At 35.4% G+C, this 13,142-nt stretch carries 26 protein-coding genes; all 26 read left to right on the forward strand.

Annotation, left to right across the window (positions count from 1 at the left end):
* Positions 1-9: 9 nt before the first annotated feature.
* Complete coding sequence (rpsC, locus tag WKS98_RS03970) at positions 10-747, forward strand: 30S ribosomal protein S3 (RefSeq protein WP_498917103.1); 738 nt, start codon at positions 10-12, stop codon at positions 745-747.
* 20 nt (positions 748-767) lie between these two features.
* A complete protein-coding gene (rplP, locus tag WKS98_RS03975; protein ID WP_498917105.1) occupies positions 768-1,208 on the forward strand; it encodes a 50S ribosomal protein L16 in 441 nt (146 codons plus the stop codon).
* Positions 1,198-1,404 (forward strand): 50S ribosomal protein L29, encoded by a 207-nt coding sequence (rpmC, locus tag WKS98_RS03980; protein ID WP_055078579.1) that lies wholly within the window; start codon positions 1,198-1,200, stop codon positions 1,402-1,404. Before rplP ends, rpmC begins: the two co-directional genes overlap by 11 nt.
* A gap of 4 nt (positions 1,405-1,408) precedes the next feature.
* Positions 1,409-1,663 carry a 30S ribosomal protein S17 gene (gene rpsQ / locus WKS98_RS03985; RefSeq protein WP_498917106.1) on the forward strand — a complete coding sequence of 85 codons (255 nt, stop codon included), beginning with the start codon at positions 1,409-1,411 and terminating at the stop codon, positions 1,661-1,663.
* A 25-nt stretch (positions 1,664-1,688) separates the two neighbouring features.
* Positions 1,689-2,057 (forward strand): 50S ribosomal protein L14, encoded by a 369-nt coding sequence (rplN, locus tag WKS98_RS03990; protein ID WP_498917108.1) that lies wholly within the window; start codon positions 1,689-1,691, stop codon positions 2,055-2,057.
* A 15-nt stretch (positions 2,058-2,072) separates the two neighbouring features.
* Positions 2,073-2,381 (forward strand): 50S ribosomal protein L24, encoded by a 309-nt coding sequence (rplX, locus tag WKS98_RS03995; protein ID WP_237037277.1) that lies wholly within the window; start codon positions 2,073-2,075, stop codon positions 2,379-2,381.
* A gap of 16 nt (positions 2,382-2,397) precedes the next feature.
* Entirely contained in the window at positions 2,398-2,940 is a 543-nt protein-coding gene (gene rplE, locus WKS98_RS04000; protein WP_498917109.1) for a 50S ribosomal protein L5, read from the forward strand.
* A 16-nt stretch (positions 2,941-2,956) separates the two neighbouring features.
* Positions 2,957-3,142 carry a type Z 30S ribosomal protein S14 gene (locus WKS98_RS04005; RefSeq protein ID WP_055078584.1) on the forward strand — a complete coding sequence of 62 codons (186 nt, stop codon included), beginning with the start codon at positions 2,957-2,959 and terminating at the stop codon, positions 3,140-3,142.
* Between the two features lie 21 nt (positions 3,143-3,163).
* Entirely contained in the window at positions 3,164-3,559 is a 396-nt protein-coding gene (gene rpsH, locus WKS98_RS04010) for a 30S ribosomal protein S8 (RefSeq protein WP_237037280.1), read from the forward strand.
* Between the two features lie 25 nt (positions 3,560-3,584).
* Positions 3,585-4,124 carry a 50S ribosomal protein L6 gene (gene rplF, locus WKS98_RS04015; protein ID WP_498917111.1) on the forward strand — a complete coding sequence of 180 codons (540 nt, stop codon included), beginning with the start codon at positions 3,585-3,587 and terminating at the stop codon, positions 4,122-4,124.
* A 15-nt stretch (positions 4,125-4,139) separates the two neighbouring features.
* The gene (gene rplR, locus WKS98_RS04020) at positions 4,140-4,508 is read left to right on the forward strand and encodes a 50S ribosomal protein L18 (RefSeq protein ID WP_498917113.1); all 369 of its coding nucleotides are present in this window, start codon (positions 4,140-4,142) and stop codon (positions 4,506-4,508) included.
* A gap of 17 nt (positions 4,509-4,525) precedes the next feature.
* Positions 4,526-5,032: a 30S ribosomal protein S5 gene (gene rpsE / locus WKS98_RS04025; protein WP_498917114.1), complete on the forward strand. Its 507-nt coding sequence runs from the start codon at positions 4,526-4,528 to the stop codon at positions 5,030-5,032.
* A 10-nt stretch (positions 5,033-5,042) separates the two neighbouring features.
* Positions 5,043-5,225: a 50S ribosomal protein L30 gene (gene rpmD, locus WKS98_RS04030; protein ID WP_498917116.1), complete on the forward strand. Its 183-nt coding sequence runs from the start codon at positions 5,043-5,045 to the stop codon at positions 5,223-5,225.
* A 19-nt stretch (positions 5,226-5,244) separates the two neighbouring features.
* Positions 5,245-5,694: a 50S ribosomal protein L15 gene (rplO, locus tag WKS98_RS04035; protein ID WP_498917118.1), complete on the forward strand. Its 450-nt coding sequence runs from the start codon at positions 5,245-5,247 to the stop codon at positions 5,692-5,694.
* A gap of 1 nt (position 5,695) precedes the next feature.
* On the forward strand, positions 5,696-6,979 hold the full coding sequence (gene secY / locus WKS98_RS04040; RefSeq protein ID WP_498917119.1) for a preprotein translocase subunit SecY: 1,284 nt from the start codon (positions 5,696-5,698) through the stop codon (positions 6,977-6,979).
* Positions 6,980-6,988: 9 nt separating this feature from the next.
* Positions 6,989-7,645: an adenylate kinase gene (locus tag WKS98_RS04045; protein WP_498917122.1), complete on the forward strand. Its 657-nt coding sequence runs from the start codon at positions 6,989-6,991 to the stop codon at positions 7,643-7,645.
* Between the two features lie 17 nt (positions 7,646-7,662).
* Positions 7,663-7,932 carry a KOW domain-containing protein gene (locus WKS98_RS04050; protein WP_498917124.1) on the forward strand — a complete coding sequence of 90 codons (270 nt, stop codon included), beginning with the start codon at positions 7,663-7,665 and terminating at the stop codon, positions 7,930-7,932.
* A gap of 3 nt (positions 7,933-7,935) precedes the next feature.
* Positions 7,936-8,154: a translation initiation factor IF-1 gene (gene infA / locus WKS98_RS04055; RefSeq protein ID WP_237037289.1), complete on the forward strand. Its 219-nt coding sequence runs from the start codon at positions 7,936-7,938 to the stop codon at positions 8,152-8,154.
* 9 nt (positions 8,155-8,163) lie between these two features.
* Positions 8,164-8,277, forward strand: coding sequence for a 50S ribosomal protein L36 (gene rpmJ, locus WKS98_RS04060; protein ID WP_055078595.1), 114 nt, complete (start codon positions 8,164-8,166; stop codon positions 8,275-8,277).
* A gap of 12 nt (positions 8,278-8,289) precedes the next feature.
* Complete coding sequence (gene rpsM, locus WKS98_RS04065; RefSeq protein ID WP_498917126.1) at positions 8,290-8,652, forward strand: 30S ribosomal protein S13; 363 nt, start codon at positions 8,290-8,292, stop codon at positions 8,650-8,652.
* A 13-nt stretch (positions 8,653-8,665) separates the two neighbouring features.
* Complete coding sequence (gene rpsK / locus WKS98_RS04070) at positions 8,666-9,070, forward strand: 30S ribosomal protein S11 (RefSeq protein WP_498917128.1); 405 nt, start codon at positions 8,666-8,668, stop codon at positions 9,068-9,070.
* A gap of 52 nt (positions 9,071-9,122) precedes the next feature.
* The gene (locus WKS98_RS04075) at positions 9,123-10,055 is read left to right on the forward strand and encodes a DNA-directed RNA polymerase subunit alpha (RefSeq protein WP_498917130.1); all 933 of its coding nucleotides are present in this window, start codon (positions 9,123-9,125) and stop codon (positions 10,053-10,055) included.
* A gap of 12 nt (positions 10,056-10,067) precedes the next feature.
* On the forward strand, positions 10,068-10,409 hold the full coding sequence (rplQ, locus tag WKS98_RS04080; protein ID WP_498917132.1) for a 50S ribosomal protein L17: 342 nt from the start codon (positions 10,068-10,070) through the stop codon (positions 10,407-10,409).
* Positions 10,410-10,490: 81 nt separating this feature from the next.
* A complete protein-coding gene (gene rpsD, locus WKS98_RS04085) occupies positions 10,491-11,087 on the forward strand; it encodes a 30S ribosomal protein S4 (protein WP_498917134.1) in 597 nt (198 codons plus the stop codon).
* A gap of 144 nt (positions 11,088-11,231) precedes the next feature.
* Positions 11,232-11,609: a hypothetical protein gene (locus WKS98_RS04090; protein ID WP_498917136.1), complete on the forward strand. Its 378-nt coding sequence runs from the start codon at positions 11,232-11,234 to the stop codon at positions 11,607-11,609.
* 77 nt (positions 11,610-11,686) lie between these two features.
* Entirely contained in the window at positions 11,687-13,009 is a 1,323-nt protein-coding gene (locus WKS98_RS04095; protein WP_498917137.1) for a L,D-transpeptidase family protein, read from the forward strand.
* Positions 13,010-13,142: the final 133 nt, after the last annotated feature.

Below are 13,142 nucleotides of genomic sequence, written 5' to 3' on the forward strand. Positions count from 1 at the left end.
TAAGCGAATATGGGTCAAAAAGTTAATCCCCACGGTTTAAGAGTTGGTGTAATTAAGGACTGGAGCTCAAAGTGGTTTGCCGACAAAAAGGACTTCGCTGATTTACTTGTTGAAGATAACGAAATTCGTAAATTAGTAAAGAAGGAAGTTTATTTAGCCGGAGTTTCTGAAATTAAAATCGAAAGAGCTTCAAATAAGATAAAGGTTACAATTGAAACTGCAAAGCCAGGCATGGTAATTGGTAGACAAGGTGCCGGCGTTGAAGTATTAAGAAATAAATTAGAAAAATTAACAGACAAGCAAGTTATTATAAATGTTGAGGAAGTTAAAAGACCTGATCTTGACGCTCAACTAGTAGCAGAAAGCATTGCAGCTTCACTAGAAAGAAGAGTTTCTTTTAGAAGAGCAATGAAACAAGCTATTCAAAGAAGTATGAGAGCAGGCGCAAAAGGAATTAAGACTTCTGTTTCAGGTCGTGTTGGCGGAGCTGATATGGCTAGAACTGAAGGATACAGTGAAGGAACTATTCCTCTACAAACTCTTAGAGCTGACATAAGTTACGGATTTGCTGAAGCAGATACAACTTACGGTAAGCTGGGTGTTAAAGTTTGGATTTACAAAGGTCAAGTTCTTCCAGGAATGAAGGAAGCTGAAGTACCTGAAGTAAAGGACAACAGAAGAAAAAACAAGAGAAATAGAAAACAAAACCCAAAGAGAAATAACAGAGGTCAATCAGAAAACAAATAGTTCATAGGAGGAAAGAATCTATGTTAATGCCTAAAAGAGTTAAGCATCGTAAGGTTCACAGAGGCAGAATGACTGGTAAGGCTCACAAGGGCAATACCTTAGCTTACGGAGATTTTGGTCTTCAAGCATTAGAACCTTGCTGGATGACTGCTAATCAAATAGAAGCCGCAAGACGTGCGATGACTAGATATATAAAGAGGGGCGGAAATATTTGGATTAAGGTATTTCCGGACAAGCCGGTAACTGAAAAACCTGCAGAAGTACGTATGGGTTCCGGTAAAGGTAATCCAGAGTACTGGGTAGCGGTTGTTAAACCAGGTAGAGTTTTATTTGAAATGGCTGGTGTTCCTGAAGACGTAGCTAGAGAAGCTATGAGACTTGCAGCACACAAGCTTCCAATTAAAACTAAATTTATAGCTCGTGATAATATGGAAATGGACGGTGAAGCTAATGAAAACTAAAGAAATTCGTCAAATGTCCGACGCTCAATTACAAAGTTCTTTAAAGGATTTAAAGGCTGAACTTTTCAATTTGCGTTTTCAATTGGCAACCGGACAATTAGACAACCCTATGAGAATAGGTGGAGTTAAGAAGGATATAGCCCGCATTAAGACCATCGTAAGAGAACGAGAACTTAATATAGGTAAGGAGGCTTAATCTCATGGAAAGAAATCAAAGAAAAACAATAATTGGTACGGTTGTATCAGATAAGATGGATAAAACTATCGTTGTAGCTGTTAACACTTTTGTTTCACATTCGCTTTATAGCAAGCAAATGAGAAAAACTACTAAGTTTAAAGCTCATGACGAAAATAACGAATGCAACATTGGGGACAAAGTTAAGATAATGGAAACTAAGCCTCTTTCTAAACAAAAGAGATGGAGATTAGTTGAGATCCTCGAAAGAGCAAAATAATCTTATACTAGAAAGGAGAAACTAAATGATTCAACAAGAAAGTCGTTTAAGAGTAGCGGATAACTCCGGTGCAAAAGAACTACTAGTTATAAGAGTATTAGGGGGTACAAAAAGAAAGTACGCCAATATTGGGGATATAGTAGTTTGTAGCGTTAAGACTGCAACACCCGGAGGAGTTGTAAAGAAGGGTGATGTTGTTAAGGCTGTTATAGTTAGAACAAAGACAGGTGTAAGCAGAAATGACGGAAGTCATATCAGATTTGACGACAATGCAGCGGTAATCGTAAAAGAGGACAAAAATCCGGTTGGTACAAGAATTTTCGGTACTGTAACTAGAGAGTTAAGAACCGGAAACTTCATGAAGATAATTTCTTTGGCACCTGAAGTTATATAGTTGGAGGTGTATCACATGAAAATTAGAAAAGATGATACGGTAATTGTTATTGCCGGTGCTGATAAAGGCAAAAAGGGTAAAGTTTTAAAGACTTTTCCTAAAACTAACAAAGTGATTGTTGAAGGTATAAACATTCAAACAAAGCACAGAAAACCAAGAGGACCTCAAGATCCAGGTGGAATTGTTAAGTCTGAGGGTCCAATAGACGTATCAAATGTAATGTATTATGATTCTAAGCTTGGTAAGGGCGTTAGAATAGGATATAAAGTTGAGTCTGGCAAGAAACAAAGAGTTTCTAAAGCGGACAATAAAGCTATAAAGTAGTGAAGGGGGTAATTTAGTGACTTCCAGATTAGTTGAAAAATATAGAAATGAAGTTGTTCCTGCAATTACAGAAAGCTTTGGATACAAGAATGTAATGCAAGTTCCTAAACTTGAAAAGATAGTTATAAATATAGGACTTGGTTCTCACAAGGACAATCCAAAAGCTGTTGAATCTGCAGTAAGAGATTTAACTACAATTACAGGACAAAAACCTGTTGTTACTAAGGCAAGAAAGTCAATAGCTAACTTCAAATTAAGAGAAGGAATGAGCGTTGGTTGTAAAGTAACTCTTAGAGGCGAAAAGATGTATGACTTCTTCGACAAGCTAGTTAGTATTTCTCTTCCAAGAGTTAGGGACTTTAGAGGTGTTTCTTCTACATCATTCGACGGTAGAGGCAACTATTCTCTAGGTATTAAAGAACAACTTATATTTCCTGAAATAGAGTACGATATGGTTGATGAAATAAGAGGAATGGATATCGTAATAGTAACAACTGCTGAAACTGACGAAGAGTCTAAGAAGTTGTTAGAATTAATGGGTATGCCATTCAAGAAGTAGACCGAGGAGGAATAACGTGGCAAAAAAATCAATGATTGCTAAACAACAAAAGCCAGCTAAGTACAGCACTAGGGCTTATAATAGATGTAAAATTTGCGGTAGACCTCATGCTTACTTAAGAAAGTATGGAATTTGTCGTATATGCTTTAGAGAATTGGCTTATAGAGGCGAAATCCCAGGCGTAAGAAAAGCAAGCTGGTAAAATAGAGAGGAGGAAGCTTTTATGATGACAGATCCTATAGCAGATATGCTAACGAGAATAAGAAACGCTAATAATGCTAAACATAAATCAGTTGAGATACCTTCTTCTAAGATTAAGAAAGACGTTGCTTCAATCCTATTGGATGAAGGATTTATTAGCGGCTTCAATGTTACAGAAGATGACAAACAAGGTATTATAACTTTAGATCTTAAATACGGTCCAAATGAAGAAAGAGTAATCTCTGGTATTAAGAGAATTTCTAAACCGGGTTTAAGAGTATATGTAAAAGCTCAAGAACTACCAAAAGTACTTGGAGGTCTTGGAATAGCTATAATCTCTACATCAAAAGGCGTTGTAACTGATAAAGTTGCAAGACAAGAAGGTGTAGGTGGAGAGGTTATCTGTTACGTATGGTAATGGATAGTATTATTAGGAGGTAAAAATGTCTAGAATTGGATTAAAACCAATAGAAATCCCAAGTGGCGTTGAAGTAAACATCGGCGACAAAAATCTAGTTCATGTTAAGGGACCTAAGGGAGAACTTACTCAAAAGCTAGATGGGGAAATGACTATAAATATAGAAGATAATGTTATATCTATATCTCGTCCTTCTGAAGACAAACATCACAAATCTATTCATGGACTAACAAGAACCTTGTTGGCAAACATGATTGTAGGTGTTACTGAAGGTTATAAAAAGACTTTATTAATTGAAGGTACTGGTTATAGAGCAAGCAAAAGTGGAAATAAACTTGTAATGAACTTAGGATTTTCTCATCCGATTGAGATGGAAGAACCAGAAGGAATTACAGTTGAAGTACCTGAAGCACACACAATTGAGGTTTCAGGAATAGACAAGCAATTGGTAGGAAGCTTTACAGCTAAGATTAGAGATCACAGAAAACCTGAACCATACAAAGGAAAAGGTGTTAGATATTCTGATGAATACGTTAGACGTAAAGTTGGTAAGACTGGTAAGTAAAGGAAGGAGTATTAGATGTTAAAGCGCATAGATAAACAAAAAAATAGAAAAGCAAGACATATAAGAAATAGAAAAAATCTTTCCGGAACTTCTGAAAAGCCAAGACTAAACGTATATAAGAGCAATACCAATATATATGCTCAAATTATAGATGATGCACACGGAAAGACTTTAGTATCAGCGTCAACTCTTGAGAAGGATATTAAATCTGGTTTAGAAAGTACTTCTAACAAAGAGGCTGCTAAAGTAGTTGGTAAAGTTATCGGAGAAAAGGCTGTTAAACTTGGTATTGAAGAAGTAGTGTTTGACAGATCTGGATACCTATACCATGGAAAAATTAAAGAATTAGCAGATTCCGCAAGAGAAGCTGGACTGAAATTCTAGGATACGGAGGTACAATATTGGAACTTTTAACTAAGAATGTAGAAGGTTTAGAATTAGAAGAAAGAGTTGTTGCTATCAACCGTGTTGCGAAAGTAGTTAAGGGTGGTAGAAACTTCAGATTCACAGCCGTTGTAGTTGTTGGAGATAAAAATGGTAAGGTTGGAATCGGTACAGGTAAGGCACAAGAAGTTCCTGAAGCTATCAGAAAGGGAGTTCAAGATGCTAAGAAGCATATGATTGAAGTACCTTTAGTTGGAACAACAATCCCTCATGAAATAACTGGAGTATTTGGAGCTGGAAGAGTATTCTTAAAGCCAGCATACGAAGGTACTGGAGTTATCGCGGGAGGTCCTGTTCGTGACGTATGTGAGCTTGCTGGAATCAAGGACATTCGTTCAAAATCTCTTGGAACATCCAACCCTAGAAACATAGTAAACGCAACTATTGAAGGATTTAAAAATCTTAAGAGAGCAAGTGATGTTGCTAGATTAAGAGGAAAATCCGTTGAAGAAATCATCGGGTAAGGAGGCTTTTATGAAGAAGCTTAAGATAACTCTAAAGAGAAGTTTAATTGGTAGAACTGATAAGCATAAAAAGGCTATTAAGTCATTAGGTCTTAAGAAAATCGGTTCACACGTAATTAAAGAAGACAATCCTGCTTTAAGAGGTGTAATACAAAAAGTAGGGTATATGATAGATGTTGAAGAAGTAGAATAAAGGGGAGGTGTACTTTACAATGAAATTACACGACTTAAAGCCTGCTAACGGTGGCGGAGTTAAGCCAAGAAAAAGAGTAGGTAGAGGTTATGGTTCAGGCCTTGGACACACTTCAGGACGTGGACGTGACGGACAAAATTCAAGATCTGGCGGAGGAGTAAGACCTGGTTTTGAAGGAGGTCAAATGCCTTTATTCAGAAGACTTCCTAAGAGAGGTTTTACGAATATATTTAGCAAGGTATATGGTGAAGTTAATGTAGAACAACTAAATAGATTTGAAGATGGCACTACAGTGACTGAAGAACTTCTGATTGAAGAAGGTATAGTAAAGAAATCTAAAGCAAAAGATGGAGTAAAGATACTTGGATCAGGTGAATTAACAAAGAAATTAACGGTTCAAGCTACTAAATTTACTAAGACTGCTATGGATAAAATAGCTCAAGCTGGAGGAAAGGCTGAGGAGGTATAAAATGCTTCAAACGCTGAAGAATGCTTGGAAGGTAAAGGAAGTTAGAGATAGACTTATTTTCACCTTCCTGATGCTTATAGTATATAGACTGGGCAATGTAATCCCAGTTCCATTTATGGATGCTAAAGTTGTTCAAGCTCATATGTCAGGACAGGATGCAGGGCTTCTTTCCATGCTTAATGCATTCTCTGGAGGAAGTTTGTCAAATATGAGTATATTTGCACTAAGTATATATCCTTATATTACTGCTTCTATCATCATCCAACTTCTTACAATTGCAATTCCAAGACTTGAAGAAATTGCAAAAGACGGAGAAGAAGGAAAGAAGAAAATCGGGGAATACACAAAGATAATGGGTGTTGTACTTGGATTTGTACAAGCCTATGCAATGGTAAACGTACTTTTCAGCGATGCTGTTCAAATAGCAAAAGGTAATGCCCTTTCAAAGATAATTATGTTACTAACCTTAGTTGCAGGATCAATGTTCCTTGTGTGGTTAGGAGAAATAATAACAACAAAGGGAGTAGGAAATGGAATTTCTATAATGATTTTCTTTGGTATTATTTCAGGTGCTCCAAGAGCTGTTCAAACCATGATTGCTCAAAAGCAAGGTGGAATGGTAGCTTGGTGGGCGTTTGTAATACTTGTACTTGTTTCAATAGCAATACTTGTTATAGTAATTGAGATAAACCAAGGTGAAAGAAGAATTCCAGTTCAATACGCAAAAAGGGTTGTAGGTAGAAAGATGTACGGCGGACAATCTACACATATTCCAGTTAAGGTTAATATGTCAGGAGTTATGCCAGTAATCTTTGCATCATCTATTTTGCAATTACCAAATACTATAATTTCACTGTTTGGAGCTAAGGCACCTAAGTGGTTAGAATATTTGTTTAGCATGCAAACTATAAGCGGGTTGATACTATACTGTTTAATCAATCTGGTTTTAATCATAATATTTGCTTACTTCTACAGTGCTATTCAATTTAACACAGTAGAATATGCGAAAAACTTACAACAATATGGTGGATTCATTCCAGGAATCAGACCTGGTAGACCAACAGGTGAATACCTACAAAATATTTCTGGAAAGATTACTTTGATAGGAGCTTTAATCCTTGCAGTTGTTGCAACAGCTCCATTCATAATAAACTATGCATTAAAGCTTAGAATGATCTTTGCAGGAACTTCACTAATCATCGTTGTAGGTGTAATATTAGAAACAATCAAGCAAATTGAATCAATGTTGACAATGAGACATTATAAAGGTTTTTTAAATAAATAGGAGATATAAATGAGATTGGTACTATTAGGACCACCGGGAGCAGGTAAAGGTACTCAAGCGGAAAAAATCGTAGATGAATTCGAAGTACTACATGTTTCTACGGGGGACATTTTCAGGAAGAATATCAAAGAGGAAACAGAACTTGGTAAAAAAGTTAAAGGTTATTTAGCAGAAGGTAAACTTGTTCCAGACGAACTAACTATTGATTTAGTATGGGACAGACTTGATCAAGACGATTGCAAAGATGGATTTATGCTTGACGGTTTTCCAAGAACAATTGCTCAAGCAGAAGCCTTAACAAAGGGTCTTGAAGAAAGACAAATCAAACTAGACTCTGTAATAAATATTGACGTAGACTCAGAAGTTCTTGTAAAGAGACTTGCAGGAAGAAGAGTTTGCTTAAACTGTGGAGCGTCTTATCATGTTGACAACAAACCTTCTAAAGAAGAAGGAACTTGTGACAGATGTGGACACGAAATAGTTCAAAGAGAAGACGACAAGGAAGAGACTGTTAAAAACAGAATTGACGTTTATAAAAAACAAACAGAGCCTTTAATTGAATACTATAGTAACCTTGGATTAATCTTTAATGTAGATGGAACTTTAGCACCGGACGATGTGTTTGGTAGAATCAAAGACCATCTTACACAACTGAAACGAATGTAATATTCTCGGGAGAGAAGATGGACCAATTTAGAGAGTTAGTTGAAGGTCAAGTGGTTAGATCCCTGTCAGGACGTGATAAAGGAAAATTCCAAATAGTTATAAAACTCTTGGACGATAATTTTGTACAGGTCGCAGATGGGAAAAGAAGAAAACTTGAAAGGCCTAAGCTGAAGAAGATAAAGCATTTACAAAAAACAAATAGCGTTTTTGACATGACAGATGTAACTAACGACAGTCATATAAGAAAGCTATTAAAAGAGTTTATGGACGACAAGGAGGCTCATTAACTAATGGCGAAAAAGGACATAATCGAAGTTGAAGGTAAAGTTGTCGAAGCTCTACCAAATACGATTTTTAAAGTACAACTAGAAAATGGACATGAAATAACGGCTCATATCTCCGGAAAACTAAGGATGAATTACATTAGAATTCTTCCCGGAGATAAAGTGGTGGTAGAGCTATCACCATATGATTTAACAAAGGGAAGAATAACTTGGCGTAACAAGTAGGAGGTTAGCATGAAGGTAAGATCATCAGTTAAAAAGATGTGTGAAAAATGTAAGATTATCAAACGTAAAGGCCGCATAATGGTTATTTGCGATAATCCTAAACATAAACAAAGACAAGGTTAAGGAGGGACAATAGTGTCAAGAATTGCCGGGGTAGATTTACCCAGAGAAAAAAGAGTAGAAATCGGGCTTACAGCTATATATGGCGTTGGAAGAGCTCGTTCATTAGAAATTCTTAAAGCTGCCGGAGTTAATCCTGGAACTAAAGTTAAGGACTTAACTGAAGCTGAAATGGGAGCTATAAGAGAACAACTTGATCATTATGAAATAGAAGGTGACCTTCGTAGAACGGTTGCTATGAATATCAAGAGATTGAAAGAAATCAATTGCTATAGAGGAATTAGACATAAAAGAGGTCTTCCAGTAAGAGGACAAAACACAAAGAACAATTCAAGAACTCGTAAGGGTCCTAAGAGATTAGCACAAAAGAATAAGTAAGGAGGGGATTTAATTGGCACAAAAGAAAGCAAAAGCTCGTTCAACTAAAACAAAGAGAAGAGTTAGAAAAAATATTGATAAAGGTCAAGCACATATAGTATCATCATTCAACAATACTATGGTTAGTTTAACAGACCTTCAAGGCAATCTTATTTCTTGGGCATCAGCAGGTCAATTAGGCTTCCGTGGATCAAGAAAATCCACTCCTTTTGCAGCGCAAGAAGCAGCACAAGAAGCGGCTAAAAAAGCTATGGAACATGGATTAAAAGTAGTTGAAGTATATGTTAAAGGACCTGGTTCAGGAAGAGAAGCAGCTATAAGATCACTACAAGCTTCAGGACTTGAAATCAGCCTTATCAAAGACGTAACACCAGTTCCTCATAATGGTTGTAGACCACCTAAGAGAAGAAGAGTTTAATATAAGTAAATTAATATTCTTAACTCAACGTACTTCATAGGAGGCGCAAATTATGACACAAAACTTAATGGCTAAGATTGAAATAGCAGATATCAACGAAGAAAAAAATCATGGAAAATTTGTTATAGCTCCTTTAGATAGAGGTTTTGGAACTACACTTGGGAATGGATTGAGAAGAGTACTTCTTTCATCTCTTCCCGGAACTGCAGTTACCAAGGTGCATATACAAGACGTACTACATGAATTCTCAACAGTAAAAGGTGTTTTAGAAGATGTTTCCGAGCTCATATTAAACATCAAAGCAATATCTTTAAAGAGCTTAACAACTGAGCCCATAGATATTGATATAGATCTTAAAGGGCCATGCATCTTCACAGCAAAAGACCTTGAGCAAGATGTAAACTTGGAAGTTGCAAAACCAGACCAATATATTGCAACATTAAACGAAGATGCACACTTAAAGATGAGTCTTCGAATAGAAAATGGAAAAGGCTATAGAGTTTCCGATTTGAACAAATCAGAAGAAGATCCAATAGGAGTTATTCCGATAGATTCTACATTTACACCAGTTACAAAAGTTAACTTTGAGATTACAGAACTTGTATCTAACAAAGAAAAATTGGAACTGGACATATGGACAGACGGAACTATATCAGCTCAAGAAGCGTTAGCTCAAGGAGCTCAGATATTAACAGATTATCTAGCTATATTTATAGACCTACCGGAATACACTTTTGAAGAAGAGGTAGAGGACGAAGAAGAGTCTGCTATAGAAGACTTATTATCTACAAGCATAGAAGAGCTTGACCTTTCCCTAAGATCATTCAACTGTTTAAAGAGATCGGATATAAACACAGTTGGAGATATAATATCAAAGGGCGTTGAGGAATTAAGCAAGATAAAGAATTTTGGTAGGAAGTCCTTTGAAGAAGTGGAATCTAAAATCCATGAATTGGGCTTAGAATTTTCAGAGAAAGAAGATTAGGAGGAGGCGTAAATGGCAAACCTTAGAAAACTTGGTAGAAGATCAGACCATAGAGATGCTATGCTTAGAAACCAAGTTCAATCTCTTCTTGAACACGGAAGAATCAAAACTACTTTAACTAGAGCAAAAGAAACTAGAAGAGTAGCAGAAAAGATGATCACCCTTGCAAAAAAAGGTGATTTACACTCAAGAAGACAAGTAATGGCTTATGTATATAGAGATGACATTGCACATAAGTTATTTGAAGAAATAGCTCCGCAATACGAAGAGAGAAACGGTGGTTATACTAGAATTTTAAAACTAGGACCTCGTATGGGCGATTCAGCGGAAATGTGTATATTAGAACTTGTTTAATGTAAACAAGTAGTAGGAAAGATAGATTTGAACTGTGGCTTAAAATTATCCGCGGCAAAATAATTTTAAGGAGATTATGATATGGCAAAAATGATGCAACCAAGATTCAAGCAAGCAAGAAGACTTGGATTAAATGTTTCAGGACATCCAAAGGCTGAAAAGAGAATGGGAAAAGGCCTTGGAAGAGAAGACAAGAAACTAACAGAATATGGTAGACAATTACTAGAAAAACAAAGACTTCGTGCTTATTATGGAGTAATGGAAAAACAATTCTTTAACTACTTCAAAAAAGCATACAAATCTCAAGAATCTACAGGGGACGCTTTAGTTAAAATGCTAGAAACAAGACTAGACAACTTAACATATAGAGCAGGATTTGCTTCATCAATCAGACAAGCAAGACAAATGGTAGTTCATGGACACATCTTAGTAAATGGTAAAAAGGTAAACATCCCTTCATACCAAGTACAACCAGGAGATGAACTTGAACTAAGAGAAAAATCAAGAAAAAATGAAATGTTCAAAGAAAACTTTGAAACTAATTTCAGCTATTCACTTCCATACATTTCAAAAGCGGAAGGATTTAAAATTAAATTAGATAGAATGCCTGAAAGAGAAGAAGTACCTATTGAAATCACAGATTCATTAATAGTAGAGTTCTACTCAAGACTAGTATAATCATTAAGCCGGGAAGTTCGTCTTCTCGGTATTTTTGTGCCCAAAAATAATTATAACCATACATAAAGGGTATATAACAACTTGAAAAGAAATATCAAAGAACATATAATTATTTAATAAAGGAAAATAAAAGAGGAGATAAAAATGGAAGACAAACTCTACATTGTTATGCAAAGACTAATAGATGAAAATGACGAATCAGGACTTTCAGATTACGCTATACAATTCCCATTTGGAAATATAGAAAATGTAAAAAAATTTAACGAAATAGCAAAAGAACTTTTTAGTTTAAAAGAAATAGAAAAAACAGACAGAAAGTTTACAATAGATATAAGCTCAAGTGACTATCGTATAAAAATGTCATCCCCAACAAAATACGATACACAGACAATTCAAATCGAAGACATAAAAAATGGAAAAGACAATGCGAAATTAAAAATCGTAGAACTAAACAAAGAAGAAATTAGAAACTTCTTTAAAAAACTTGTGAAAGAAGCAAAAAAAGAAGAAATATATCCATAAGAAGATGTAAGACCAAAACACCCGCATCTATTACAAGGTGCCATAAACACAAAATACATCAAGAGAGTAGGATGAAAATGAAAAAAAAGATTATAATACCAATAATAATTGCAGTAATATACCTGGGAGGGGCGTTTTATTTTAAAAACTACTCATACCCTAAAACAACAGTAAACGGAGATAAAAAAGGATTTGTAGCAATAAAAGAAATAACAGATCCAAAATATGACGACTACACACTTAAAGTAAAAGGCAAAAACAGCAAAGAAGACGAATTTACTGCTGAAGATTTAGACTTTAAAGTAGAAGAGAAAGAGCCATTAGAACTAAAACAAAAAGAATTTTTGTGGTTTGTAGAAGTATTCAAGAAACATGACTATAAAGTCGACTACAACTATTCACTAAGCGAAGAAAAACTAGAAGAGGCAATAAAAAGTTCAAAACTAAGCCAAGGCGTAGAAAAATCAAAAGATGCAGAAGTAGAACTAGTAGGATCAAAATATGAAATCATACCAGAAAAATATGGCGACGAACTAGATATGAAAAAAACAAAAGAAAGTATAATAACTGCATTCAAGAACAAAGAAAAAGAAATAGAACTAGACGAGGAATATATAAGACCAACAATAACAAAAGATAGCAAAGAGATAAGGGAAGAACTAGAAACAAAACAAAAACTCTTCTCCACAATATTGACCTTTGACTTTGACGATAGAAAATTCGAAGTAAAGGGCGATGAACTAATTTCATTTTACGACAAACTACAAGAAGGATATCAACTTAACAGAGACAGAGTTAGAGCATACGTGGCAGATCTTGCAAAAAAGACTGATACATTCGGAATCGATAGAAAATTCCAAACAACAGGAAGAGGCGAAGTTACAGTCGGTGGAGGAATATACGGATGGCAAATGGATGTAGACAAAACTACAGACAACACAATGAAAGCCATAGAAAAAGCCGAAAACCAAAACGTTGAAATAGAATACAAACTACGCTCCCTAACAAGAGCAGAAAACGATATAGGAAACACATATATAGAAATAGACCTTACTAGACAACATTTATGGTTCTACAAAGAAGGAAATTTAGTAGTAGAATCAGACGTAATAACAGGAGCTCCATACGGAGGAAGAGAAACACCAACAGGAGTATTTAAAGTTTGGTCAAGAGAAACAGATAGAAACCTAACAGGAGAAAACTATAGCTCCCCTGTTTCATTCTGGATGCCAATTAACTGGACAGGTGTAGGACTACACGATGCCTCATGGCAAGATAAATTTGGAGGACAACTTTACAAGTCAAGAGGATCAAGAGGATGTATAAATCTTCCGTATGAAGTAGCGAAAAAAATCTATACAGAAGTAAAAAACGAAACACCAGTAGTCATATACAAATAAATAATGTAAAAAATATTTGACAAAACAACACTATAATGATATTATAATTAGGCACTCAGCGAAGTGCCTTTTTAAATTCAAAAATTTGTTAAAAAACATTTGACAAAGATGAATTAAATTGGTACTATATATG

It is taken from the genome of Lagierella sp. ICN-221743 (assembly GCF_037890055.1).
Lineage (GTDB): Bacteria > Bacillota > Clostridia > Tissierellales > Peptoniphilaceae > Mediannikoviicoccus.

What these genes read in the sequence shown, in the direction of transcription:
- rpsC (WP_498917103.1), top strand. Translation starts at nt 10, where the DNA reads ATGGGTCAAAAAGTTAATCCCCACGGTTTAAGAGTTGGTGTAATTAAG.
- rplP (WP_498917105.1), top strand. Translation starts at nt 768, where the DNA reads ATGTTAATGCCTAAAAGAGTTAAGCATCGTAAGGTTCACAGAGGCAGA.
- rpmC (WP_055078579.1), top strand. Translation starts at nt 1,198, where the DNA reads ATGAAAACTAAAGAAATTCGTCAAATGTCCGACGCTCAATTACAAAGT.
- rpsQ (WP_498917106.1), top strand. Translation starts at nt 1,409, where the DNA reads ATGGAAAGAAATCAAAGAAAAACAATAATTGGTACGGTTGTATCAGAT.
- rplN (WP_498917108.1), top strand. Translation starts at nt 1,689, where the DNA reads ATGATTCAACAAGAAAGTCGTTTAAGAGTAGCGGATAACTCCGGTGCA.
- rplX (WP_237037277.1), top strand. Translation starts at nt 2,073, where the DNA reads ATGAAAATTAGAAAAGATGATACGGTAATTGTTATTGCCGGTGCTGAT.
- rpsH (WP_237037280.1), top strand. Translation starts at nt 3,164, where the DNA reads ATGATGACAGATCCTATAGCAGATATGCTAACGAGAATAAGAAACGCT.
- rplF (WP_498917111.1), top strand. Translation starts at nt 3,585, where the DNA reads ATGTCTAGAATTGGATTAAAACCAATAGAAATCCCAAGTGGCGTTGAA.
- rplR (WP_498917113.1), top strand. Translation starts at nt 4,140, where the DNA reads ATGTTAAAGCGCATAGATAAACAAAAAAATAGAAAAGCAAGACATATA.
- rpmD (WP_498917116.1), top strand. Translation starts at nt 5,043, where the DNA reads ATGAAGAAGCTTAAGATAACTCTAAAGAGAAGTTTAATTGGTAGAACT.
- rplO (WP_498917118.1), top strand. Translation starts at nt 5,245, where the DNA reads ATGAAATTACACGACTTAAAGCCTGCTAACGGTGGCGGAGTTAAGCCA.
- secY (WP_498917119.1), top strand. Translation starts at nt 5,696, where the DNA reads ATGCTTCAAACGCTGAAGAATGCTTGGAAGGTAAAGGAAGTTAGAGAT.
- WKS98_RS04045 (WP_498917122.1), top strand. Translation starts at nt 6,989, where the DNA reads ATGAGATTGGTACTATTAGGACCACCGGGAGCAGGTAAAGGTACTCAA.
- WKS98_RS04050 (WP_498917124.1), top strand. Translation starts at nt 7,663, where the DNA reads ATGGACCAATTTAGAGAGTTAGTTGAAGGTCAAGTGGTTAGATCCCTG.
- infA (WP_237037289.1), top strand. Translation starts at nt 7,936, where the DNA reads ATGGCGAAAAAGGACATAATCGAAGTTGAAGGTAAAGTTGTCGAAGCT.
- rpmJ (WP_055078595.1), top strand. Translation starts at nt 8,164, where the DNA reads ATGAAGGTAAGATCATCAGTTAAAAAGATGTGTGAAAAATGTAAGATT.
- WKS98_RS04075 (WP_498917130.1), top strand. Translation starts at nt 9,123, where the DNA reads ATGACACAAAACTTAATGGCTAAGATTGAAATAGCAGATATCAACGAA.
- rplQ (WP_498917132.1), top strand. Translation starts at nt 10,068, where the DNA reads ATGGCAAACCTTAGAAAACTTGGTAGAAGATCAGACCATAGAGATGCT.
- rpsD (WP_498917134.1), top strand. Translation starts at nt 10,491, where the DNA reads ATGGCAAAAATGATGCAACCAAGATTCAAGCAAGCAAGAAGACTTGGA.
- WKS98_RS04090 (WP_498917136.1), top strand. Translation starts at nt 11,232, where the DNA reads ATGGAAGACAAACTCTACATTGTTATGCAAAGACTAATAGATGAAAAT.
- WKS98_RS04095 (WP_498917137.1), top strand. Translation starts at nt 11,687, where the DNA reads ATGAAAAAAAAGATTATAATACCAATAATAATTGCAGTAATATACCTG.